This window comes from Micromonospora sp. NPDC092111, from assembly GCF_044755745.1.
Classification (GTDB): Bacteria; Actinomycetota; Actinomycetes; order Mycobacteriales; family Micromonosporaceae; genus Micromonospora.
In genome coordinates this window covers 347,975-371,828 of record NZ_JBIVRQ010000002.1, presented here as the reverse complement: position 1 = coordinate 371,828, position 23,854 = coordinate 347,975, and the positions used below count along the sequence as shown (strand labels likewise).

Here is a 23,854-nt window from a genome sequence, read left to right as displayed (position 1 = left end):
ATAAGCCACCATCGGGGGAGGCGCAGCTTGTCGGCTGTCCTGGAGATCGAAGGTCTACGTAAGACGTACAAGAGCCGCCGGCGGGGCACCCGCAACGCGCTGGACGGTTTCGACATGCGGGTCGAGGCCGGCCAGGTGCACGGCTTCCTCGGGCCCAACGGCTCAGGCAAGACCACCACGCTGCGTACCCTGCTCGGGCTGATCCGCCCGGACGGCGGCCGGATGGCGATCCTCGGGCACCAGGTGCCCACCGCGCTCCCCACCGTCGCCGGCCAGGTGGGCGCGATCGTGGAGAGCCCGCAGTTCTTCCCGCACTTCTCCGCCCGGGACACCCTGTCCCTGCTCGCCAACGCGGGCGGGGTGCCCCCGGTACGGGTCGACGAGGTGCTGGAACTGGTCGGCCTGCGGGACCGGGCCGGCGAGCGGGTCAAGACGTACTCGCTCGGCATGAAGCAGCGGCTCGCCGTCGCCTCCGCCCTGCTCAAGAACCCGAAGCTGCTGATCCTCGACGAGCCGGCCAACGGGCTCGACCCGGGTGGCATCCGGGAGATGCGCACCCTGATGCGCACCCTCGCCGAATCCGGGATGACCGTGGTGCTGTCCAGCCACATCCTCGGCGAGATCCAGCTCATCTGCGACGAGGTCACCATCATCTCGCTCGGCCGCCGGGTCGCCTACGGCCCGGTGGAGCAGGTGCTCGCCCGGCACTCGCAGGGCGGCGTACGCGTCCGGCTGGACGCCGCCGAGGACCTCGCCGCCGCCGCCGTCGTGCTCGACCGGGCCGGCGTGGCGGTGACCCGGCACCCCGACCACCTGATGCTGGCCGGGGTCGACAAGCCCGCCACGGTCAGCCGACTCCTCGCCGAACAGCACCTGTACGTCAGCGAACTGGCCCCGGTCGCGGTGGACCTGGAGAGCGTCTTCCTGGAACTCACCGCCACCACGCCGGTCCCCGGCCAGCACCGCCAGGTCGACCAGTCCACGAAGGTCGCCGAGCCGGGCAGCGCCGGCGGCACCACGGGAGGGTGGGGCGCATGAACCTGTACGTCACCGAACTGCGCCGGCTGGCCAAGCGCCGGCTCACCCGGGTGCTGCTCGTCCTGCTCGTCCTCGGCCTGGCCGGCATCGCCACCGCCTTCGCCTTCTCCAGCCACCAACTCTCCCCGGCGGTGGTGGCCCGGGCGCAGGCCGAGTCCGACGCGAACTACCGGGAGTCGCTGCGGGAATGGGAACGCGGCGTGGCCACCTGCGAGGCGGCGAAGGCCCGCGGCGAGGTGGTCGAGGAGCACCTGCGCGAGGACTGCGGCCGGCAGTGGCAGCCCCAGCCGGAGATGTTCGACCCGAAGTGGAACCTGCCGTACCAGTTCGACTTCCGCGGCGAGTTCGGCACCTTCGTCGCTGTCTTCGCCGGGGCGGTGGCGCTCTTCGCCTTCCTGATCGGGGCCTCGTTCGTGGGCGCGGAGTGGAGCAGCGGCGGGATGATGAACCTGCTGCTGTGGCGGCCGAAACGGCTCGCCGTGCTCGGTACCAAACTGGCCGCCGTGCTCACCAGCCTGGTCGGGGTGACCGTGGTGCTCGGCGCGCTGTGGACGTTGGCCTTCTGGCTGATCGGGACGTACCGGGGGAGCACCGCGAAGGTCACCGCCGGCGTCTGGCAGTCCGCCGGGCTGAGCGGCCTGCGGGCGCTGGGACTGATCCTCGCCGTCGGCGCGGTGGCCTTCGCGCTGGCCTCGCTGGGCCGGCACACCGCCATGGCGCTCGGCGTCGCCGTCGGGCTGGGCGTGGTCAGCGAGATCGGCATCCGGATCGCCGTCGAGATCGCCAAGGTGCGGTTTGGTGAACGCTACGTCCTCTCCACCTACGCGCTGGCCTGGTTCGAGAAGGAGTGGACGCTGATCGACTACCGCTCCTGTGACTTCGTGCAGGGCCAGTGCACCCCGAAGGAGATGCTGGTGACCTGGCAGGACTCGGCGCTGGTGTTCGGCCTCGGCGGTGCCGTGGTGCTGGTCGCCGCGTTCTGGATGATGCGCCGGCGAGACATCACCTGAGTCCGGTGCCGCCCGGTTCGGGCGGTGCCGGGCGGGCGGGCCCGCGTCGACCCCGACGGTCGACGCGGGCCCGCCCGTCGTCCGCTGCGATCGTCGGTCGCCCTGGTTAAGCTGGGTGTTCCCCCGCCGGCCGGCCCCGCCGGTCGTCCGTCCCGCCGAGGAGCGCCATGCCGCCCGCCGACGCCGCCCACCGGTCCGAGCCGTCGCCGGAGCCGGTGGCCGCGGACCCCCGGTTGGTGCCACCGCCCCGGTCGGCGCCGGACGACGACAGCTCGGCCCCGCCCGTCGAACCGTCGGTGGCGGCGGCCGGTGCCGGGCGTCCGGTGGCACCGGCGGATGCCGACGAGCTGACCGAGCGGGAGCTGCGGATCCTCGCCTTCGAGCAGCAGTGGTGGAAGCACGCCGGTGCCAAGGAACAGGCCATCCGGGACAGCTTCGGCCTCTCCGCGACCCGCTACTACCAACTGCTCAACGGGTTGCTGGACCGGCCCGCCGCGCTGGCCGCCGAGCCGGTGCTGGTCGGCCGGTTGCGCCGGCTGCGCTCCTCCCGGACCCGCAACCGGCGGCGCTGATCACTTCTCGTACGTCCGCAGCCCGTTGCCGATGGCGAAGAACGTCGGTGCCCACTCCCCGATGAAGATGCCCCAGCGGTCCGCCCGGTCCACCCCCGCCCGCTCCAGGTGCTTGGAGAGGAACCAACTGGTGAAGGAGAGCCCGATGCTGACGAAACCCGCCAGGTACGCGTGCTCCGACCTGAACCCCGACTCGTGCAACCGTGCCAACATGCCGATCCCCCCGTCGCGTCGTGCGGCTCCCCGGCATGGCGGGCCGTCCTGACGACGCCCGCCGGCCGGCGGGAAGCCAACCGTTCCTGACGCTACCGTCGGTCACCACCGCGTACCGGCGAGTTCAGGCGATCTCGGGCGCGGGTGGGGGCGGCGGGCATGGCACCGCGCCGGCCGGGTAGCCGGGCCGGGGACGAGCGGAGGGAGCGGACAATGGCGGGACCGGAGGCGCGACATCCGGCGGGGCACACGGTGCGGCGGCTCGCCGGCGAGACGTGGACGATGCGGGTCCGCTCGGCGTCCGACCCGGCCCCCGGGCGGGCCGAGAACGAGGACTTCGTGTTCCGGTTCGGCCCGCTGGTCGGGGTGCTCGACGGGGCGACCGTGCCGGCGGGCTTCGCCACCGGCTGCGTGCACGGGCCGGCCTGGTTCGTCCGGCACCTAGCTGCCCGGATCGGCCTCGCCGTCGCCGCCCGCCCCGCCGCGACCCTGGTCAGCAGCCTCGCCGCAGCGTTGCTCGCGGTCCGCGCCGATCACGGCGACGCCTGCGACCTGGACCACCCGGGTACCCCGTCGTCCACCGTCTGCCTGGTCCGGGAGGGCACGGACGAGATCGACTGGCTGGTGCTCTGCGACAGCCCGCTGCTGCTCGACCTCGGCGGCCGGGTCCAGGTGGTCTCCGACGACCGGTTGACGCACGCGCTGGCCGACCTGCGGGCGATCGTGGGCGGCCTGCCGTCCGGCGACGTGGACCCGGTCACCCGGTTCCGGTTCGCGGTCACGTCGCAGCGGGAGCGGATGAACCGTACCCCCGGCTACTGGGTGGCCGCCGCCGATCCGGACGCCGCCTACCATGCCGTGACCGGCACGTCGCCGCTGCGCGGCCCGGACGCGGTCCGCCGGGCGGCCCTGCTGACCGACGGCGCGTCCTGCGCCGTCGACCAGTTCGGGCTCCTCGACTGGCCCGGCCTGCTCGACCTGGTCACCGCCGACGGGCCGGGCGCGCTGATCGACCGGGTACGCGCCGCCGAACGCGAGCACCCCGACCGGCTGCGCCGGCACAAGCGGACCGACGACGCCTCGGTGGTGCTCTGCGAGTTCCCGGCACACCGTGGGTGAAGGGCGACCCCGACAGCGGAGCGTGACGCGGAACACCTCCATGGGACGACCGGCCGAGACGTCCGGCCGGACCGCCAGTCACCGCCCAAAGGGGTGGACGAGGGCCGGTGGGGGCGGCAGACTGCGGCACGTGGCAGGCGCGGTACGGCTGGAGCCGGTGGACGAGGAGAACCTGGAGTCGTTGCTCTCCGTAGCGGCTGCCGAGGCCGAGCCGGGTGATGTGATGCCCCCGGTGGAGGCGCCGGCCGGCTGGTCGCACGCCCGTCGGGAGGCGTTCCGGGAGTTCCACCGGGCGAGCTTCGGCGGCCTGGACGGGCCGACCCGCACCCTCATGTTCGCGGTCCTCGCCGGTGCCGAGGTGGTCGGCATGGTGCGGATGACCCGGTGCGACGCCCCCGGCGTGGTGGAGACCGGGATGTGGCTCGGCCGGTCGGCCCGGGGCCAGGGACTCGGCGTGGCCACCCTGCGGGAACTGCTGAACGCCGCCGCCGGGGCCGGCATGCACTCCGTCGTCGCGGACACCACGCGGGCCAACGTGGGCGCGGTGTCGGTGCTGCGTAGCTGCGGCGCCAAACTGCTCGAACACGGCGACAAGGTGCACGCCGAGATCTCCCTGGACGCGACTCCCCCCTCGCGCTGAGCCGCCGCGCCCGACCAGCCGCCTTCCGGTCGGGCACGACGCCCGGCGGCGACGGCGCACACCGCCGCCAACCTCCTGGTCGACGGCGGTGGCCGGTGGGTCAGCCGGCGTGGTTCTCGGCGTACGCGGCCAGCCAGGCCACCTGGGTCGGGTCCAGGGACGGGCGGACCCGGCGGCGGGCCGTGGCGACGTGCGCCGCGGTGACCGTGGAGGCGGCCAGCGACTCGCGCATCGCGGCCAGCGCCGCCTCCCGCACCAGCGCCGCGCAGTCCGCCGCCGAGAAACCGACCAGCTCCTCGCCGAGCGCGGCGAGGTCCACGTCCCCGGCGAGGGGCACCGTCCGGGACGACGCGCGCAGGATCGCCGACCGGGCCGGGCCGTCCGGCGGCGGCACGTAGACCAGCCGTTCCAGCCGCCCGGGGCGCAGCAGCGCCGGGTCGACCAGGTCCGGCCGGTTGGTCGCCGCGACCACCACCACGTTGCGCAGCGCCTCCACCCCGTCCAGCTCGGTCAGCAGGGCGGCCACCACCCGGTCGGTGGTGCCCCCGTCGGTGGCCTGGCCCCGCACCGGGGCCAGCGCGTCCACCTCGTCGAGGAAGACCAGCGTCGGCGCGGCCTCGCGGGCCCGGCGGAACAGCTCACGGACCGCCCGTTCGCTCTCGCCGACCCACTTGGAGAGCAGTTCGGCGCCCTTCACCGAGAGCACGTTCGCCCGCCCCGACCCGGCCAGCGCCGTCACCAGGTACGTCTTGCCGCAGCCCGGCGGCCCGTAGAGCAGCACCCCCCGGGGCGGCTGCACGCCGAGCCGGGCGAAGGTGTCCGGGTAGGTCAACGGCCACAGCACCGACTCGGTGAGGGTCTGCTTCACCTCCACCAGGTCACCCACGTCGTCCAGGGTGACCGTGGCCAGTTCCAGGGTGGACGCCGCCATGGTGGTCGGCCGGACCACCTCCAGCGCCGCCGTGAAGTCGGCCATCGCCACCGTCGGCGTCTCGGCCGTCTTCTGCCGCAGCGCCGCCCGTACCCCGGCCTCCCGCACCAGCGCGGCCAGGTCGGCGGCGACGAACCCGGGGGTGCGCCCGGCCACCTCGTCCAACCGGACGTCCTCGGCCAGCGGCACCTGTCGGGTCAGCACGGTCAACTGCTCGCGGCGCAGCGCCGGGTCGGGCAGCGGGACGGTGACCCGCACGGAGAGCAGGTCCGGCGCGCGCAGACCCGGGTCGACCGCCTCGAACCGGGAGGTGGTGCAGACCACCGCCGTACCCGCTCCGACGGCCCCGGCGAGCACCTGGCGGAACACGGTGGCCAGCGGCCCGGCGTCGTCGGCCGGGGCCACCGCCTCCACGTCGGTGACCAGCAGCACCGCCGGGCCGCCCCCGGTGACGTCGGCGGCGGCCTCGCGCAGCCGACGGGCCGCCGCGTCGTTGCCCAGCGCGGCCAGTTCCGGTGCCCAGAGCGGGCGGACCCGGGCCCCGACGGCCTTCGCCACCGCCCGGACCAGCGCCGACTTCCCCGAGCCGGCCGGGCCGCTGAGCAGGACGCCGAGCGAGATGGCGGTGCCCAGCCGGCCCAGCACCTCGCGGTGGTGGAAGCCGAGGTCCAGCAGTTCGGTCAGCTCCTCGGCCTGGGCCCGCAGCCCCGGCAACTCGTCCACGTGCGGCGCGTCGTCGACGGACGTCGGTTCCCCGGGGCCGGCCGGGATGGAGCCGGGCCCGGCGTACAGGTCGCCCCGGTCGGCCGTCCCGCCGGCCACCGCGCCGACCCGGGCCGGCGCGCCCCCGCCCGTCGGGCCGGTCGACGTCCCGTTGGGGCCGGGGGAGCCGTGGGTGACCGGGCCGTGCTCCCAGCCGACCACGGTGTCCATGGTGACCAGGCCACCGGAGACCGGCTCGGCGGCGACCACGGCGAGCAGGGTGCTCGTCCAGGCGTACCCGACGGTGTTGGACAGGCTGCGCCGGGCCGCCTCGACCAGGCCCCGCACCGAGGCGTCCGGAAGGACGTCCTGCGGCAGCAGGGAGACGTCGTCGCCGACGGTCACCACCTTGCCGAGCAGCGCCAGCCGGAGCATCTCCGGGGACACCGCGGCGAGCACCGCGACCGGGCCGGTCAGGGTCACCCGGCGGGCGGCAGTCAGCGGGGCGGGACTGACCGTCACCTGACCGCCGTCGCGCAGGCCGAGATTGCCCAGCGTCAGGTCGTCGGCGTAGAGCAGGGCGGTGCTCGCGGTCGGCTCGGCGGGCGCGACGATCCCGGTGGTGACCCGCCGGCCGGCCAGCCGTACCGGGTCACCGGGGCGCAACGCCAGGGCGGTGAGCACCTCCGGGTGCAGCCGGACGATGCCCCGTCGGGCGTCCAGCGCGGCCGGGCGCAGGCTCGCGGTCAGGGTCAGATCCGGTTCGGGCACCGCCCGACAGTAGCCGCCCGCCGCATCGCGCGCCCCGCCGTCATCGCTGGTCGAATCGCCGGCCCGGCCGTCACCGGTCGTCGCCGAGCAGCGACGGGTCGCGGCGGATCAGCTCGGCCAGCCGGGCCGCCGGGTCGATGTCCGGGCCGCCCGGGGCCGGGGTCCAGGCCGGTACCGTCCGGCCCGACAGGGGCCAGGCCGGCGGCGGCGTGGTCAGGTTGTCCGCGTCGACCCGCGCCTCGGCGTCCGTCCGATCGACCCGCAACGGGTACGTCCGTCCCTCGTACGCCACCCGCAGCACCACCGACAGGCCGGGATGGGCGGCGACCACCCGGCGGACCGCCTCGGCCACCTCCGCCACCGGGGCGAGCCCGATGCCGGCGGGTCCGGCGGGTCCGGCCCGGTCCGGTCGGGTCCGCGCCGGCCCGACCCGGTCCGGCCCGCCCGGCGTGCCGTTCCGGCCGGTGGCCTCGAAGGCCACGGTCGACCCGTCCCGGTCGGCGTCCTCGCCCGGCTCGGTCGTCCGGCGGCGCCGCGCCTCCTCACGACGCGCCAGCCGGGCCAGTGTCTCGTCCAGACCACCTCTCATCACGTCCCCCTCTCGGCTGGAAACGGCCCGGGCGTCGATCGGCTCAGACGCCCTGCTCCCGGACGGCCCGGTCCAACGCCCGGTCCAGGACGACCAGCAGGGCGTCCCGCACCGACAGCCGGTCCCGGGCGTCGAACTGCACCAACGGCACGTGGTCACCGATCGCCAGGGCCCAGCGGATCGCGGCCAGCTCGTGGGTCAGCCGGCCGTCGAAGGCGTTCACCCCGACCACGAACGGCAGGCCGGCCCGCTCGAAGAAGTCGATCGCCGGGTAGCAGTCGTCCAGCCGGGCGCTGTCCACCACCACCAGCGCGCCGAGCGCCCCCCGGGCCAGGTCGTCCCACATGAACCCGAAGCGGGCCTGCCCCGGCGTGCCGAACAGGTAGAGCTTCAGTCTCCGGTCGATGGTCACGCAGCCGAAGTCCATCGCCACCGTGGTGGTGGTCTTCGTGCTCCGTACCCCCGGGTCGTCCACCCCGATGCCCGCGCTGGTCATCTCGGCCTCGGTGGTCAACGGGGCGATCTCGGAGATCGCGCCGACCGTGGTGGTCTTGCCCACCCCGAAGCCCCCGGCGACGAGGATCTTCACCGGGATCGGCGGCGCGGCACCCGGCCCGGACCGCACCGTCGGCGCGGTGGCGGCCAGTGGCGGCTCCGGCGACGGTGACGGCGGGTGTTGCGGCGCCGCCGCGGGACCACCCACCGGGTGGCCGTAGCGGGCGGAGGCGCTGTTCGCGGCGAGCCCGCCGAGCGGGGCGACCGGCCATTCAGGAGATCGCACGGAGTCCATCAATCACTCGCAGGATGAGGTCGGGGTCAAGGGCGTCGTCGACGGTGCCGACGTGCACGTCGAGGTGGCCGGCGGCGCGCAGGTCGCCGACCAGCACCCGGGTCACGCCGAGTTGCAGCCGCATCCGGGCGGAGATCTCCGCGACCGAGATCGGCTCCACGCAGAGCGCGATGATCGCCTGCAACTCGGGGGCGAGCCGGGCCGGCGCGACGCCGCTCCGGCCCGCCTCGTCCCGGGCGGTGACCTGGGTCTCCAGGCCGATCGCCGGGTCCGCGCCGGCCACCCGCCCGGCGGTCAGCACGAACGGGCGGGGACCGGCCTGCCGGCCGGTCCCCGGTTCGGGGTCGGGAGCTGGCACCGCTGTTCCGCCATCCGACGAGGGCCGCAGGTAGGGGCGGATCCGGACCAGCGGCTCCGGGTCCGGATCCTCGCCGGCGGCGTCCCGGGTCACTGCTGAACGGCGTTCTTCAGCTCGGCGATCAGTCTCGGGGTCAACGCGCCACCGGCCCGGCCGGCGAAGAGCGTCATCTCGTACGCGACGGTGCCCAGGTTCGCCGACCGGTCGGCGACCACACCGAGCACCGAGCCGCTGCTGATCGCGCTGATCAGCAGGTATCCGTCGGCCATGTCCACGATCACCCGGTTCAGCCCGCCGAGGGCGTACCAGCTCGCCGCGCCGCCGGCCAGGCTGGTCATGCCGGAGACGACCGCGGCGAGGCGTTCCGCGTTCGACCGGTCCTTGATCGCCGACATGGCCATCAGCAGTCCGTCCGACGAGACCGCGATCGCCTCCAGGACGCCGGCCGTGCTGGAGGTGAACGAGTCCAGCAGCCAGTTGAAGGTGCGCGCCTCCGGGCTGAGGTCACCGGCCAGTTGGCTCTGGTGATCGACGTTCTCGTGTACGTGCGGGCTGGTCACCGTGTCGTTCCTTCTTCAGGGCGGGAGTCGGGACGGACTTCGCGCAGAGCCCGGGCGACGCCCGTCTCGAACGCGTTGATGAGGTCGCGGACCTCGGCCGGATCGCCGGGGTGCTGGACGGGTGGTTGCCGGGGTGGTGGGACGGTGAGGTTGGCGCCCGGTACCCGCCGGGTCAGCCGGTGGGCGGGTGGGACCGGCTCGACCGGGTGCGCCGCCCCCGGCCGGCCCTGCTCGGCCCGGCGTACCCCGGACTGGAACTGCTCGACGAGGTCGCGGGCCGCGGCCGGGTCGGCGTCGGTGGCGTCCACCGGGCCGACCACCGGGGCGGTACGGGGCAGGCTGGCCCCGGGCACCCGCTGCCGGATGCCGGCCAGCGGGGCCGGCTGGCCGGCCGGGGGTGGGGTGACCGGCAGCAGCTCCGCCCGGACCGGTTCGGCCTCGGCCGGGCCCACCGTGGCGGTGCCCCGCGCCGACAGGGTCGGCTCGGGCTCGGCCGGCGCGGTGCCGAACGCGTCCCAGGATTCGCTGGACTCCATGCTCCGGGTCGCCTTGGTGAGCAGCGTCGGGTCGAAGCCGGGCAGCGCGGTGGGATCGACCACCGGGCGGGACGGCCCCGCGTCGACCGCGACCAGCGTCCGCCCGGCCCGGGGCGGGCTGTCCGGGCCGGGCGGCCTCCGGGGCGGGGTGACCGATCCGGACCGGTCCCGCGACGGCAGCGCGGCGCGGGCCACCGTCCCCGGGTGCCGCTCGGGCGCCCCGACCAGCAGGGCGGACCGGGGGAGCAGCAGGACGGCGGTCACCCCGCCGCCGACGGTCGTGGAGAGGGACACCGTCCAGCCGTGCCGGCGGGCCAGCCGGCCCACCACGAAGAGCCCGAGCACCTCGGTCGGGGCCAGGTCCAGCCGTTCCCGTCGGGTGAACCGGGCGTTCTCCTCGGCCAGCCGGTCCTCGTTCATCCCGATGCCACGGTCGATCACGGCCAGCCGTGCGCCGTCGTCGGTCAGCTCGGCGGCGACGACGACCCGGGTGTGCGGCGGGGAGAAGACGGTGGCGTTCTCCATCAGCTCGGCCAGCGCCAGCACCAGGTCACCGACGATCGCGGGTGCTGCCGACACGCCGGTCGGGACCTGCACGTCGACCCGGGTGTAGTCCTCGATCTCGCCGAGCGCCAGGCGGACCACGTCGGCCACCGGGACCGGTGCGACGTGCGCGTCGTCGCCGGCCGCGCCGGAGAGCACCACCAGGCTGCCCGCGTTGCGGCGCAGGCGGCTGGAGATGTGGTCGAGCCGGTACAGGTGCTCCAGCCGGCCCGGGTCGGTCTCCTGCTGTTCGAGCCGGTCGATCAGGGCGAGCTGCCGGCCGACCAGGTTCTGGGTACGCCGGCCGACGTGGCCGAACATCTGGGCCACGTTGCGCCGGCTCGCCACCTGCCGCTCCACCAGCCGGGCGGCGGTGTTCTGCACCCGTTCGAAGGCGCGGGCCAGGTCGCCGATCTCGTCCTGGGCGTCCACGTCGACCGGGTCGAGGCGTACCGGGGGGCTGGTCTCCGCGTCGTCGTCGGTGACCCGGACCAGCTCGGACTCGGCCACCCGGGCGACCCGGTCGGCGGACCGGGTGAGCCGGGTGAGCGGCTTGGCCACCGTCCGACCGACCGCCACGGTGAGCAGGATGACCGCGATCAGGATCATCGTGATCAGGGTGGTCACCCAGTACGCCCCGAAGAGCGCCAACTGCCGCTCGGCGCGTACCTCGGCGGTGACGTCGGCGACCAGCTTCTTCTCCACGAACTGGCCCAGGGTGATCATCGAGGAGACGGTCGGGAAGAGCGTCGTCACGTCCAGCGCGCCGATCGCGGTCACCGGGTCGAGCGCGCTCTGGCGGAGGAAGTCCGGGCTGGTCCGGTGGGCGACCGCGACTTCCTCAAGGGTCATCAGGTCGAGCTGCTCGGGGGTGAGCAGGCCGCGCAGCCGGTCGCTCTCCGCCCGCAGGACGGCGAAGTTGGCCACGTAGGCGGTGACGGTCTGGACGTTCGGCCTGGCGGCGACCAGCACGATCATGGTGGCGCCGGCGCTGAGGCTCTCACCGGTACGCAGCAGGCCGTCCAGGGCCAGCACCTGCCGGCCGGCCGGGGTCCGGGTGTCCACGTCCAGCCGCAGCCGCAGCGAGTCGATCAGGGCGGTGTGCACCGGCCCGTACCCGCCGATGATCTGTTCCGGGCCGGTCTGCCCGGCCAGGGTCGCCGTCCGCAGGACAGCGAGCTGCCGTACCCCGTCGAGGGCGGCGCCGATCTCGGCCGGCAGGTCGTCGCCGAGGTCGGCACGCAGGTCGGCGATCTGGTCGTCCACCTCGGCGATCTCCTGCACCAGTTCGGTGCGCTCGACCTGCCCCAGCAGCAGGCCGACGGCGAGCAGCCGTTCCTGCTGAAGGTGCTGGAGGAGGGTGCCGACCCGGCTGGCCACCCGGACGGAGTCGGCGATGTCGCCGGCCCGCTGCGCCACCCTGGCCTGTTCCCAGGCCAGCGGCACCGTGAGCCCGGCCATGCAGAGCAGGGGGACCACCACCAGCAGGGCGAGCTTGCCCCGGATCCGGAGCCTACCGAGCAGCATCGAAGGGCCCCCACCGGTCGGGTTCGACGTGCTGCCCCGCCGGCTGGAGCGCCGGCAGCGGCCCGGCCGGCCGGCGACCGGCCGGCGTCACCAGCGGCTCCCACCGGGTGGCGCCGGTCGAACCGGTCGGCTCGGCCGGCGTGCCGGGCGCGGCGTCCCCGCCGGCCGGGGTGTCTCTCCGACGGGACAGCCAGCCGCTGGCCGCGAGGGCCACCAGCAGCAGTCCGGCCACCCCGCCGGCGCCGAGGATCAGCAGGTCGTCGCGGTCCAGTTGGTCGATCCGCTGCCGGAGCAGCCGGTCCAGTTCGTCGAGGATGACCGGCTGGAGCTGCTCGGCCGCGTTCTCCGCCTGGCTCCGGACGGCGGCGAGCCTGGTCACGTCCACGGCCTGGGTCCGGCCGGTGGGCTGGGACAGCGCGCCCATCGCCTCGACCGCCTGCTGGTACGTGTCGAGCGGGGTGAGCACGCTCACGCCGATGTCGGCGCTCTCCGAGGCGTCGACCGCCGACTGGAGGTCGTTGACCAGGTCGCCCGCCGGTTGCAGGGCGGCGAACCGGAGGGTGGCCAGCTCGCCGAGGGAGCTGGCCCGTTCGGCGGCGGGCCGCCGCTCCAGCAGTACGGCCAGGTCGATGAGTCGTCCGGCGGCGACCATCGCCTCCGGCATCTCCTCGCCGACGCCGTCCTGGAGGAAGTACGAGTCGGAGCCGGGATCCCGGATCAGGCCGGAACTCTCCCGAACCTTCCCGTGCAGGGCCAGCAGCAGGTCGGTGACCTCGCCGTAGGCGGTGTAGGCGGCCTCCGGGTCGGTCAGCGACCGGTTGGGCAGCGCCTCCAGTTTCGCCCGCAACCCGGCCCACCGCTCGGTGCTGCGCAGCTCGTCGCCGATCCGGGCGTCGACCGTCGCGGCGTCGCCCACCGCCCGGTCCAGGGCCTCCCGGGTCGCCGGCCGGCCGGCGACCGCCGCCGTCTGCGCCTCCACCAGGGCCTCGGTGACCGGGCCGAGGGCGCGCAGGTACTCGACGCCGAGGCGTTCCCGTTCGGCCAGCTTGCGGTCGGCGTCGACGAGCCGGTGGGCCTGTACGACGAGGAACGCCACCGGCAACAGCAGCGCGGTGGCGAGCAGCAGCGGCAACATGCGGCCCGGTGTCCTGGGCCGTCGACGGACCCGCGAAGCGGGAACGGTCATGGTTGTCTCCTCCGGCCACGGCGCAGGGGGTTCGGGGATGGGGTGACATTTCGGTCCCGTGCGTCGGACCGGAACCTAATCGAAGGAAGATCCCCGGCCAGAGGGCCGCAGCGGTCAGTTTTGCGTCACTTCGAGTGGTGTGACGAAACCCGGATGCTGCCGACACGGTGCGTACGGTTGCCGAGGTGACATGCAGCCTTGTGCAGCGGTATCCGCCCTAAGGCGTGAATTCACGGGATCCGAACTCATCCGGAGTGAACGCCGGGTGAACTCGTGCGGTTGACCTTCCTCGACTGACGATCGGCCGACCAGGACGGACGTACGGCGGATCTCAGCCAACGCTCAGGTTCCGGGCCGTACCGTGGGTCGAATGACATTGCCGTTCCCGGCTGCGCGGATCCGGCGCGCCCTGCCCACCGGCCGCCGGGCGGTCGCCGCATCGGTGGTCCTCGTTCTGTTGGCGGCGGTCGTCGGTTGGGCGGTCTGGCCGGAGCGGCCGGGCTTCCGCACCGAGTCCGAGCTGCTGGCCGTGCGGTCCGGGCCGACCGGCGACGAGCCCGTCGACCTGGACACCACGCTGTACCTCCCGCAGGACGCCTCGGCCGACCGCAAGGTGCCGGCCGTCCTGCTGGCGCACGGTTTCGGGGGGACCAAGGACTCGGTCCGCGCCGACGCCGAGGACCTGGTCGCCGAGGGGTACGCGGTGCTGACCTGGACGGCCCGTGGTTTCGGCCGCAGCGGTGGCGAGATCCATCTGGACAGCCCCGACTACGAGGTGCGGGACGCCCAGCGGCTGATCGACCGGCTGGCCGCCCGCCCCGACATCCGTACCGACGCCGCCGGTGACCCCCGGGTCGGCGTGGTCGGCGGCTCCTACGGCGGCGGCCTGGCCCTGCTGCTCGCCGCCCAGGACCCCCGGGTCGACGCGATCGTCCCGATGATCACCTGGAACGACCTGTCCCGCGCCTTCCTGCCGGAGAGCACCGGCAGGCCGGCCACCGAGGGGGTGTTCAAGAAGGGCTGGGCCGGCCTCTTCTTCGGTGGCGGCGGGACCGCCGGTTCCGGCCCGGCCGGGCTCTCCGGCAACACCGCCGCCGCCCAGCCGGAGGGCGCCCCCGCCTCGGCCGGCGCGCCCAGCCCGCAGCCGGGCAACGGGCCGGGCAGCGGATCGGGCCGCGCCCCGGGCGGTGCCGCCGACCCGTCCTGCGGTCGGTTCGCCGCCGACGTCTGCGCCGCGTACCTGCGGATCGCCACCACCGGCCGGGCCGACCAGGCGGCGGTGGACCTGCTCCGCCGCTCCTCCCCGGCCGGCGTGCTGGACCGGATCAAGGCGCCCACCCTGCTGGTGCAGGGCGAGGCGGACACCCTCTTCCCGCTCACCGAGGCGGACGCCAACGCGCGCGGCATCGCCGCCGCCGGCACCCCGGTCCGGGTGGCCTGGTTCACCGGCGGGCACGACGGCGGGGCCGGGCCGACGTCCGACTCCGACCGGGTGAAGTTCCTGACCGCGCAGTGGCTGGCGCACTACGTCAAGGGCGTCGGCGAGGCACCCGGGGACAGCTTCACCTTCTCCCGGATCGCCGGGTTCGACGCCCTGGACCGGGGACTCGTCGCCACCGGCTACCGCACCGCCGACTACCCCGGGGTGACCGGCGACGCCCGGCGCGAGGTGGCGGTCACCGGGCCGGCGCAGCCGGTCGCCAACCCGCCGAACGGAAACCCGGCGGCGATCTCCTCGGTGCCCTTCGCCGGGGCGCTCGGTGGACTGCTCGACGGGGTGGCCGGGGACGTACCCGGCCAGCACGCCCGGTTCGAGTCCGCGCCGTTGCCCGAGGCGGTGGACGTGGTGGGGGCGCCCACCGTCGCCGTCCGGGCGGCCTCGGCGACCGGCGAGGCGGTGCTCTTCGTCAAGCTCTACGACGTCGACCCGGGTGGCGCGGCGACCCTGCCGGACGGGCTGGTCGCCCCGATCCGGCTCTCCGGCCTGCCGGCGACGGTCGACGCGGCCCGGCCGGTCCAGGTCACCCTGCCGGCGATCGTCCGGCGGGTCGAGGCCGGGCACCGGCTTCGTCTCGTGGTCGCCACCTCGGACCAGGCGTACACCACGCCGGTCGAGCCGGCGGTGCACACGGTGGCGGTCGACGGGCCGGTGAGCCTGCCGACCGTCACCGCCGAACCGATCCCCACCACCGCCACGGTCTGGCGCTGGGTGCTGGTCGGCCTGCTGGCCGCGATCGCGGTCGGGCTCGTCGTGGTCGTCACCGTCGTCCGCCGCCGGCACCGCCGGCAGGACAGCTCGGTCCATCCCGAGTACGCGGGCGTCCCGCTGGCCGTCCGTGACCTGCGCAAGGAGTACGCGGACGGCTTCGTCGCGGTCTCCCGGGTGGATTTCGAGGTGCACCCCGGTCAGGTGGTCGGCCTGCTCGGCCCGAACGGCGCCGGCAAGACCACCACCCTGCGGGTGCTGATGGGGCTGACCCAGCCGACCGCCGGGGAGATCTACGTCTTCGGGCACCGGCTGGTGCCCGGCTCGCCGGTGCTGTCCCGGATCGGCGCGCTGGTGGAGGGGCCGGGCTTCCTGCCGCACCTGTCCGGTCTGGACAACCTCCGGGCGTACTGGCGGGCCACCGGCCGGCCGTGGGCGGACGCGCACTTCGACGAGGCGCTGGAGATCGCCGGCCTGGGCGACTCGGTGCACCGGCGGACGAAGAACTACAGCCACGGCATGCGGCAGCGGCTGGCCATCGCGCAGGCCATGCTGGGCCTGCCGGAGCTGCTGGTGCTGGACGAGCCGACGGACGGGCTGGACCCGCCGCAGATCGCCGAGATGCGCCGGGTGCTCCAGCGGTACGCCACCGACGGCCGGGCGGTGCTGGTCTCCAGCCACCTGCTGGCCGAGGTGGAGCAGACCTGCACCCACGCGGTGGTGGTGAACAAGGGTCGGATCGTCGCGTCCGGGCCGGTGGAGGAGATCGTCGGCGAGTCGCCGAGCACGCTGTTCGAGGTGACCGATCCGGACGCCGCGCGGGCGGTGCTGGACCGGCTGGGCGGGGTGCGGGTGCTCGCCGCCGGTGACGACGGGCCGCCGGACTCCGGTGGCGGTGCGGGTGCCGGTGGTGGCGGCCTGGTGGTGGACACCAACGGGACCGCGCGCAGCGAGGTGGTGGCCGAGCTGGTCCGGGCCGGGATCGGGGTGGACCGGGTGGTGCCGCGGCGTCGCCTGGAGGACGCGTTCCTCGCCCTGGTGGGCGAGAACTCTCGGGGAAGCGGTGACCGGTGATGGCAGGTTCTTCGGTGGGATCACCGTCAGGCGCGGGCCCGGCCGGTGGCGCGGCGGGTTCGTTCGGGCCGGGTGGGGCGGCGGTCGGCTACCGGCCGTCGGCCACCCTGCCGTTCGGCGCGGAGTTCCGCCGGCAGGCGTCGCGGCGGCGTACCCAGCTCGCGCTCGGGTTCATGGTGCTGCTGCCACTGATCATCCTGGTGGCGTTCCAGTTCGAGTCCGGCGGGGACGACGGTGGCGGGCGGGGCGAGTTCGCCAGCCTGGCCGACCTGGCCACCTCGGGCGGGCTCAACTTCACCCTCTTCTCCATCCTGGTGTCGGCATCGTTCCTGCTGGTCGTGGTGGTGGCGCTGTTCTGCGGGGACACGGTGGCCAGCGAGGCGAGCTGGGGCAGCCTGCGTTACCTGCTGGCGGTGCCGGTGCCCCGGGCCCGGCTGCTCACGGTGAAGCTGCTGGTCGCGCTCGCGTACTCGGGGCTGGCGTTGCTGCTGCTCGCCGGCACCGCCCTGCTCGCCGGCACCCTCCGGTACGGCTGGGAGCCGTTGAGCAGTCAGGTCTCGGTCGAGCTGGCCCCGGCCGACGGGCTGGTGCGGCTGCTGGCGGTGCTCGGCTACCTGGCGGTCGTCCTGCTGGTGGTGGCCGGGCTGGCGTTCCTGCTCTCGGTGACCACGGACGCCGCGCTGGGCGCGGTCGGCGGCGCGGTGCTGCTCTGGATCCTGTCCAGCATCCTGGACCAGATCACCGCGTTGGGCGTGCTGCGCGACTTCCTGCCGACCCACTACAGCAGCGCCTGGCTGGGGCTGCTGTCCACCCCGATGCAGACCGACGACGTGGTCCGGGGCGCCATCTCGGCGGTCAGCTACGCGACCGTGTTCTGGGGGCTGGCGTTCTGGCGGTTCACCCGTAAGGACGTCACGAGCTGACGGAGGCACTCCCGGCCGGAAGTCTTCCCATCAGTAAGGAATCTATAAACTTAGATGCTTCCATGTCCCACCATGGGAAGGATTGATTCCCTTCCATGGAGGTTTCCATGAACGTCTCTCGGCTCGGCGGGCCGACCCTGTCCCTGTTCCGCATCGTCACCGGCCTGCTGTTCACACTGCACGGCCTGGCGTCGGTCTTCGGGTTGTTCGGCGGCAACCCGATGCTCGGCAAGGCCGTCCCGCTCGGCCAGTGGCCGGGCTGGTGGGCCGCTCTGATCCAACTCGTCTGCGGCGCGCTGGTGCTGGTCGGACTGCTCACCCGGCCGGCCGCGCTCCTCGCGTCCGGCTCGATGGCGTACGCCTACTTCGTGGTGCACCAGCCGGACGACCTGCTGCCGCTGCGCAACGGGGGAGAGCCGGCGGCGCTGTTCTGCTGGTCGTTCCTGCTGGTGGCGGTGCTCGGCCCGGGTGCCTGGGCGCTCGACACGCTGATCGCCCGCCGCCGCGCCGACACCCCGGCGGTACCCGTCGCCGAGCCCACCTCGGTACCCGTCTGACAGCCACCCTGCGGTGAGCGCGTCGCCGGAGCCTCGACGAGGCGGCTCCGGCGACGCGCCCGGTCAGGGGTTGTACGGGGCGTCGGTGTGGCTCAGCTCGGTGAGCGTGTTGCCGGAGAGCTTGTAGACCGACGTGCGCTTGATGTCCAGCTCGGCCATCCCCCGGCCGGGACTGCGGGTCAGCCACACCACAGTGGCCTTGCGGCCGGCCACCCGGATCGACACGACCGGGGTCCGGTCGCCGAGGTCGCTCAGCGCCCGGAACACCGGCGTGCCGCCACTGTTGCGCCACGCCGCGAGGGTGTAAAAGGTGCCGCTGCCCCCGGCGTTCAACGCCACCGCGCCCACCGCGTCCTCCGCGCCGTCCCCGTCGAGGTCGCCGATGCCGCACTCCTTCTGGAGGGTGACGGTCGCACCGTCCTCTCCGGACCACTGTCCCGCGGTCAGCGGCAGGTAGTCCGGGTACCCCTGGTACTTCACCTTGCTGTTGCCCACCTTCGCGCCCGCGAGGTGGGCGCAGGTCAGCGGCACCTTGACGACGACGCCGGGGCTGGTCGCGGCGGCGTTGCTGGGGGCGACCTTCGGCACCGGCGGTGCCACGCTGCTGGGGGTCGACTCGGGTGCGACCGCGCTCAGCACCGAAGCGGTGGGCGGCCCGCTGGGCGGCGTCACCGTGGTGGCCGCGTCGACCGTCGCCCCGCCGTCACCCCCGCAGGCGGTCAGCAGACAGACCAGGGTGAGGGTCGTGAGGCTCGACGGGATCCGGCGCATGGGCGGGGGGTTCCTCTCTCGACGGCAGGTGCCCGCACCGTACTGATCGACTGTCGTCCCGGTCATCGGCCCGACGGTCGGGCCGCATCGGCCTGTCGGAGCGCGGTCAGGGGCCGACCGGGGTGGTCGGCATGACCCGGGGTGCGGGCCGGCCCAGCTCCCGCGCCACGCCGCCACGCGGAGGGTGCTGAGCTGGAAACTTCCCCGAAACATCGGCGAGCGGTCGCTGGCGGTGGGGCGTCCGGTGCGGTGCTCGGGGACGGCGCGGGGATCCCGGTGCCGGTCCGTCGGGTGGCTCACAGCGTGGGAAGCCGGCTGGGCGACGGCGGCGAAGCCGCATAGACTCGACGGCACAACTGCATACCTCATCCAGAGGGGCTGAGGGATACGGCCCGACGACGCCCCGGCAACCACCCCGCACGCTCATCGCTGAGCGTCCGGCGGGGCAGGTGCCAATTCCGTCCCCGCCGCAGGGTGCGATGCGGGGAAAGATGAGAGGACCCCCGACATGTCGTCGACGCTCGCCGCCCCCGGTATCGACACCGCCGCCAGCCCCGCCCGCGCCCTGGTCTGCCGGGCCTGTTCGGCGCGCTACCCGCTCGTCGCGCAGCACGCCTGCTACGAGTGTTTCGGGCCCCTTGAGGTCGACTACGACAGCGCCGCGCTGGCCGCCGTCACCCGGGAGCAGATCGAGGCCGGCCCGGCCAACATCTGGCGCTACGCCGCCCTGCTTCCCGCCGGCCAGGACCCGGCCACCCGGGTCACCCTGGACCCGGGGCTGACCCCGCTGGTCGCCGCCCCGCACCTCGCCGCCGAGTTGGGCATCACCGCGCCGCTCTGGGTCAAGGACGACAGCGCCAACCCGACCCACTCGTTCAAGGACCGGGTGGTCTCGGTGGCGCTGACCGCCGCCCGGGCGCTCGGCTTCACCCGGTTCGCCTGCGCCTCCACCGGCAACCTGGCCAACTCGGTGGCCGCCCACGCGGCCCGGGTCGGGGTGCCCTCGGTGGTCTTCATCCCCGGTGACCTGGAGCAGGGCAAGGTGGTCACCACCGCCGTCTACGGCGGCGAGCTGGTCGCCATCGACGGCTCGTACGACGACGTGAACCGGCTCTGCGGTGAGCTGGTGGAGACCGACGAGTTCGAGGACACCGCCTTCGTCAACGTCAACGTCCGGCCGTACTACGCCGAGGGCTCCAAGACCCTCGGGTACGAGGTGGCCGAGCAGCTCGGCTGGCGGATCCCGGCCCAGGTGGTCATCCCGATGGCCTCCGGTGAACTGCTCACCAAGATCGACAAGGCGTTCACCGAGCTGGTCGAGGTCGGCCTGGTCGAGGCGCCGGCCGGTGGCTGGAAGGTCTTCGGCGCCCAGTCGGCCGGCTGCAACCCGATCGCCGCCGCCCTGCACGCCGACACCGACACCATCACCCCGGTCAAGCCCACCGGCATCGCCAAGTCGCTCAACATCGGCGACCCGGCCGCCGGCCTGTACGCGCTGGAAGCGGTACGCCGTACCGGCGGCTGGATGGAGTACGTCGACGACGACGAGATCCGGGCGGGTATCCGGCTGCTGGCCCGGACCACCGGCGTCTTCGCCGAGACCGCCGGCGGGGTGACCGTGGCGGTGCTGCGCAAGCTCGTCGAGTCCGGCCGGCTCGACCCGGCCGCCGAGACCGTCGTCTTCAACACCGGCGAGGGCCTGAAGACCATCGACGCGGTCGCCGGCCAGGTCGGCCCCACCCACCGGATCAGGCCGTCCCTGCGCGCCGCCCGCGACGCCGGCCTCCTCTCCTGACCCTCCCCGGCCCTCCCGCCTCCCCGCCCTCTCCCCTCCCCGCCCTCTCCCCTCTCCGCCCTCCGCCTCTCCGCCCTCCCCCTCGCCGCGCTCGGCCCTCCCCGCCCTCCCCGCCCTCGCCGCGCTCGGCGTGCGGTTCTTGATCGACTCCATTACGCCGATGTGGCGGTATCCACCTGGCTGGGATGCCGCCATATCGGCGATCCGGTGACGATCATCGCCCGACGATCATCGCCCGACGCCCGACGCCCGACGCCCGACCGTGACGCCCGACCGTGACGCCCGACCGTGACGCCCGACCGTGACGCCCGACCGTGACGCCCGACCGTGACGCCCGACCGTGACGCCCGACCGCGACGCGCGACGGGCGCCGGACTCCGACGGGTGGTGTCCGGTGCTGGACAAGGGTGGGAGGGCGGATCGCCCGAACGGGGGATCGGGCCGATCCCCCGGGTAACTGGCTTTTCGCTGTGAGTGTGGAAAACCTGTCGACAAGGACTTGACGGCAGGAACCGGACGGCGCAAGATGCTCCGTGCGGGAGGGCATCCGCCGGAGACTTTTCAAGTTCTTGCGACCCAACGCCGGAGGCGTTGTGCGGACGTCCCTCCCGACCAACGTTCGAAGGGGCCGGCGAAATTCGCTGGCCCCTTCGCTGTGTGATGGCCCAGTGTCACCGCCATGGGCATCACCATCACGCCGGTCGACGCCGCCGACCAGGCCGCGATCGACGAGGCGTACCGGGTCGGCGCGGCGGCCAACGAGGCGGACCTGCCGGACTTCCCACCGTACTGCCGGCGGCGGTTCGAGGCGCTGATCCGGCACCCGATGCCGGGCATCGTCCCCCGGTGGGCGCTGGCCCGGCTCGACGGGCTGCCCGTCGGTTGGCTCGCCCTTGACCTGCCCCAGCTCGACAACACCGACAACTCCACCGCCGAGTTGGTCGTCCACCCGGCGTACCGGCGGCGCGGCGTCGGTCGGGCGTTGCACGCGCACGGCGTACGGCTGCTGCGCGAGGCCGGTCGCAAGCGGGTGCTGGCGATGGCGGTCTCCGCGCTGCCCGGTGGCCCGCCGCGCGGTGCGGCCGGCGGGGCCTTCGCCGCCGCCATGGGTGCCCGGCCGGCCCTGGCCGAGGTGCGCCGGCGGCTCGACCTCACCCGGCTCGACCAGGTCGGGCTCGACGCCCGGCTGGCCGGCGCGCGGGACCGGGCCACCGGTTACCGCCTGGTCCGCTGGCGGCAGGCCACCCCCGAGGAGTACGTCGCCGACATCGCCTACCTCGACGGCCGGTTGATGACCGACGCGCCTCTCGGCGAGGTCGAGTGGGAGCAGGAGAACGTCGACGCCGACCGGATCCGGGCGGACGAGCGGGCGCTGGACGTCCGGGGTCGACGCCGCTACCACAGCGCGCTGCGGCACGAGGCGTCCGGCCGGCTGGTCGCCTGGACTGTGATCGACGCCTCGCCCAGCTCCACCTGGCACGCCTGGCAGCAGATCACCATCGTCGACCCGGAGCACCGTGGCCACCGGCTCGGCCTGCACGTCAAGATCGAGAATCTGCGGTACGCCCAGGCGCACGAGCCCGGGCTGCGGGTGATCGACACCTGGAACGCGGCGGAGAACACCCAGATGGTCGCCATCAACGAGGCGCTCGGGTTCCGCCCGGTCGACGCCTGGACGGACTGGCAACTGGCGATCTGAGTTGTGACACGCCCCTACTGATCTGGTGGCATCCTGTTGCATGATGGCGGGCATGACGGAGACCCCGCAGCCCCGGTACGACAGGCACGCCGACACCCTCCACCGCGCGCTGACCGCGATCACGGAACGGGGATACTGGTCCGCCTACCCCGAGTCGCCCAGCCCCCGGGTGTACGGCGAGACCGCCGCCGCGGACGGTAAGGCCGCCTTCGAGGCGTACCTCGGTGGTGACTTTCCCCTCGACCAGCCCGGCACGGCCGACCGGGTCGCCACCGAGACCAGCCCGTTCGGGCTGACCCTGGACGTCCGGTACCCGCACCCGGGCGCCGACGAGCTGGTCGCCGCCGCCTCCGCCGCCCTGCCCGGCTGGCGCGACGCCGGCCCGCAGGCCCGGGCCGGGGTCTGCCTGGAGATCCTCGACCGGCTGCACCGCAACGTCTTCGAGCTGGCCAACGCGGTGCAGTTCACCAGCGGCCAGGCGTTCGTGATGGCCTTCCAGGCCGGCGGCGCACACGCGCTGGACCGGGCGCTGGAGGCGGTCGCCTACGCGTACGCGGAGATGACCCGGCACCCGGGGACGGCCGGCTGGGAGAAGCCCGCCGGTAAGGGCGACCCGCTGCGGATGACCAAGACGTTCCACGTGGTGCCGCGCGGCGTGGCGCTGGTGATCGGCTGCAACACGTTCCCGACCTGGAACTCGTACCCGGGGCTGTTCGCCTCGCTGGTCACCGGCAACCCGGTCGTGGTCAAGCCGCACCCGCGCGCCGTGCTGCCGTTGGCGATCACCGTGAAGTACGCCCGCGAGGTGCTGGCCGAGGCCGGCTTCGACCCCAACCTGGTGCTGCTCGCCCCCGAGGCCCCGGGCGAGAAGCTGGCGTCGACCCTGGCCCTGCACCCGGCGGTGCGGATCGTCGACTTCACCGGCTCCACCGAGTACGGCGACTGGTTGGAGGCCAACGCCCGGCAGGCGGCGGTCTACACCGAGAAGGCCGGCCTGAACACGGTGGTGATCGACTCCACCGACGACTTCGCCGGGATGTGCCGCAACCTCGGCTTCACGCTCACCCTGTACAGCGGCCAGATGTGCACCACCTCGCAGAACATCCTCATCCCCGCCGCCGGCATCGACACCGACCAGGGGCCCAAGAGCTTCGACGAGGTGGCGGCCGGCATCGCCGGGGCGATCGGCAAACTCACCGCCGACCCGGCCCGTGGGGTCGAGCTGACCGGCGCGATCGTCAACGACGGTGTGCTGGAGCGCCTCGACGAGGTGACCAAGGTCGGCGAGACGGTCCTGGAGTCGCGGACCGTCGAGCACCCGGCGCTACCCGGCGCGGTGGTGCGTACGCCGACCGTCGTCAAGCTGGCCGCCGGTGACACCGAGGTCTACGGCAGGGAGTGGTTCGGCCCGATCTCGTTCGTCATCGCCACCGACTCGACCGCGCACAGCCTCGACATCCTGCGGGCCACCGTGGGCGACAAGGGCGCGCTGACCGCCGCCGTCTACTCCACCGCCGAGGCGGTGCTGGACGCCACCGAGGCCGCCGCGATCGACGTCGGGGTGCACCTGTCCTGCAACCTCACCGGCGGGGTGTTCGTGAACCAGTCCGCCGCGTACTCGGACTTCCACGGCAGCGGAGCCAACCCGGCGGCCAACGCCGCGCTGACCGACGGCGCGTACGTGGCGAACCGGTTCCGGATCGTGCAGAGCCGCCGGCACGTCTGATCCCGGTCCAGGTGAGGG

General features: G+C 74.0%; 20 protein-coding genes and 1 riboswitch. Of the genes, 11 read left to right on the top strand and 9 right to left on the bottom strand.

Features of this window, described 5'->3' with window-relative positions:
• Window positions 1-27 precede the first annotated feature (27 nt).
• The 3 genes from ACIQG9_RS07755 (at window position 28) to ACIQG9_RS07745 (ending at window position 2,620) form a co-directional block, all read left to right on the top strand.
• Window positions 28-1,038: an ATP-binding cassette domain-containing protein gene (locus tag ACIQG9_RS07755; protein WP_400399108.1), complete on the top strand. Its 1,011-nt coding sequence runs from the start codon at window positions 28-30 to the stop codon at window positions 1,036-1,038.
• Window positions 1,035-2,048 carry an ABC transporter permease subunit gene (locus tag ACIQG9_RS07750; protein WP_400399107.1) on the top strand — a complete coding sequence of 338 codons (1,014 nt, stop codon included), beginning with the start codon at window positions 1,035-1,037 and terminating at the stop codon, window positions 2,046-2,048. Before ACIQG9_RS07755 ends, ACIQG9_RS07750 begins: the two co-directional genes overlap by 4 nt.
• A gap of 167 nt (window positions 2,049-2,215) precedes the next feature.
• The gene (locus ACIQG9_RS07745; protein WP_400399106.1) at window positions 2,216-2,620 is read left to right on the top strand and encodes a DUF3263 domain-containing protein; all 405 of its coding nucleotides are present in this window, start codon (window positions 2,216-2,218) and stop codon (window positions 2,618-2,620) included.
• On the opposite strand, the gene ACIQG9_RS07740 is transcribed toward ACIQG9_RS07745, so the two are convergent.
• Window positions 2,621-2,833 (bottom strand): hypothetical protein, encoded by a 213-nt coding sequence (locus ACIQG9_RS07740; protein WP_400399105.1) that lies wholly within the window; start codon window positions 2,831-2,833, stop codon window positions 2,621-2,623.
• 213 nt (window positions 2,834-3,046) lie between these two features.
• Here ACIQG9_RS07740 and ACIQG9_RS07735 point away from each other — a divergent pair, with 213 nt between their 5' ends.
• Window positions 3,047-3,952, top strand: a complete 906-nt coding sequence (locus ACIQG9_RS07735) for a hypothetical protein (protein WP_400399104.1) — start codon at window positions 3,047-3,049, stop codon at window positions 3,950-3,952.
• A gap of 130 nt (window positions 3,953-4,082) precedes the next feature.
• Complete coding sequence (locus tag ACIQG9_RS07730; protein WP_400399103.1) at window positions 4,083-4,592, top strand: GNAT family N-acetyltransferase; 510 nt, start codon at window positions 4,083-4,085, stop codon at window positions 4,590-4,592.
• Window positions 4,593-4,692: 100 nt separating this feature from the next.
• Here ACIQG9_RS07730 and ACIQG9_RS07725 read toward each other — a convergent pair whose 3' ends face one another.
• The 7 genes from ACIQG9_RS07725 to ACIQG9_RS07695 form a co-directional block, all read right to left on the bottom strand.
• On the bottom strand, window positions 4,693-6,996 hold the full coding sequence (locus tag ACIQG9_RS07725; RefSeq protein ID WP_400399102.1) for an AAA family ATPase: 2,304 nt from the start codon (window positions 6,994-6,996) through the stop codon (window positions 4,693-4,695).
• A 70-nt stretch (window positions 6,997-7,066) separates the two neighbouring features.
• Entirely contained in the window at window positions 7,067-7,585 is a 519-nt protein-coding gene (locus ACIQG9_RS07720) for a hypothetical protein (protein ID WP_400399101.1), read from the bottom strand.
• Window positions 7,586-7,628: 43 nt separating this feature from the next.
• Window positions 7,629-8,375: a GTP-binding protein gene (locus tag ACIQG9_RS07715; RefSeq protein WP_400399100.1), complete on the bottom strand. Its 747-nt coding sequence runs from the start codon at window positions 8,373-8,375 to the stop codon at window positions 7,629-7,631.
• Window positions 8,353-8,826 carry a DUF742 domain-containing protein gene (locus ACIQG9_RS07710; RefSeq protein ID WP_400399099.1) on the bottom strand — a complete coding sequence of 158 codons (474 nt, stop codon included), beginning with the start codon at window positions 8,824-8,826 and terminating at the stop codon, window positions 8,353-8,355. The genes ACIQG9_RS07715 and ACIQG9_RS07710 overlap by 23 nt, the downstream gene beginning before the upstream one ends.
• Window positions 8,823-9,293 (bottom strand): roadblock/LC7 domain-containing protein, encoded by a 471-nt coding sequence (locus ACIQG9_RS07705; protein ID WP_400399098.1) that lies wholly within the window; start codon window positions 9,291-9,293, stop codon window positions 8,823-8,825. The genes ACIQG9_RS07710 and ACIQG9_RS07705 overlap by 4 nt, the downstream gene beginning before the upstream one ends.
• Entirely contained in the window at window positions 9,290-11,899 is a 2,610-nt protein-coding gene (locus ACIQG9_RS07700; RefSeq protein ID WP_400399097.1) for an ATP-binding protein, read from the bottom strand. Before ACIQG9_RS07700 ends, ACIQG9_RS07705 begins: the two co-directional genes overlap by 4 nt.
• Window positions 11,886-13,085, bottom strand: a complete 1,200-nt coding sequence (locus tag ACIQG9_RS07695; RefSeq protein WP_400399096.1) for a hypothetical protein — start codon at window positions 13,083-13,085, stop codon at window positions 11,886-11,888. Before ACIQG9_RS07695 ends, ACIQG9_RS07700 begins: the two co-directional genes overlap by 14 nt.
• A 370-nt stretch (window positions 13,086-13,455) precedes the next feature.
• Here ACIQG9_RS07695 and ACIQG9_RS07690 point away from each other — a divergent pair, with 370 nt between their 5' ends.
• The 3 genes from ACIQG9_RS07690 (at window position 13,456) to ACIQG9_RS07680 (ending at window position 17,845) form a co-directional block, all read left to right on the top strand.
• Complete coding sequence (locus tag ACIQG9_RS07690; protein ID WP_400399095.1) at window positions 13,456-16,365, top strand: alpha/beta fold hydrolase; 2,910 nt, start codon at window positions 13,456-13,458, stop codon at window positions 16,363-16,365.
• Entirely contained in the window at window positions 16,365-17,288 is a 924-nt protein-coding gene (locus tag ACIQG9_RS07685; protein ID WP_400399094.1) for an ABC transporter permease, read from the top strand. Before ACIQG9_RS07690 ends, ACIQG9_RS07685 begins: the two co-directional genes overlap by 1 nt.
• A 107-nt stretch (window positions 17,289-17,395) precedes the next feature.
• On the top strand, window positions 17,396-17,845 hold the full coding sequence (locus ACIQG9_RS07680; protein WP_400399093.1) for a DoxX family protein: 450 nt from the start codon (window positions 17,396-17,398) through the stop codon (window positions 17,843-17,845).
• Between the two features lie 63 nt (window positions 17,846-17,908).
• On the opposite strand, the gene ACIQG9_RS07675 is transcribed toward ACIQG9_RS07680, so the two are convergent.
• Window positions 17,909-18,616, bottom strand: coding sequence for a hypothetical protein (locus ACIQG9_RS07675; RefSeq protein WP_400399092.1), 708 nt, complete (start codon window positions 18,614-18,616; stop codon window positions 17,909-17,911).
• Window positions 18,617-18,978: 362 nt separating this feature from the next.
• Window positions 18,979-19,114: riboswitch (SAM riboswitch) on the top strand.
• Window positions 19,115-19,124: 10 nt separating this feature from the next.
• Here ACIQG9_RS07675 and thrC point away from each other — a divergent pair.
• From thrC to paaN, 3 genes are all read left to right on the top strand, one after another.
• Entirely contained in the window at window positions 19,125-20,411 is a 1,287-nt protein-coding gene (thrC, locus tag ACIQG9_RS07670) for a threonine synthase (protein WP_400399091.1), read from the top strand.
• A gap of 679 nt (window positions 20,412-21,090) precedes the next feature.
• Entirely contained in the window at window positions 21,091-22,110 is a 1,020-nt protein-coding gene (locus ACIQG9_RS07665) for a GNAT family N-acetyltransferase (protein ID WP_400399090.1), read from the top strand.
• 52 nt (window positions 22,111-22,162) lie between these two features.
• Window positions 22,163-23,836 (top strand): phenylacetic acid degradation protein PaaN, encoded by a 1,674-nt coding sequence (paaN, locus tag ACIQG9_RS07660; RefSeq protein ID WP_400399089.1) that lies wholly within the window; start codon window positions 22,163-22,165, stop codon window positions 23,834-23,836.
• The last annotated feature ends 18 nt before the right edge of the window (window positions 23,837-23,854 follow it).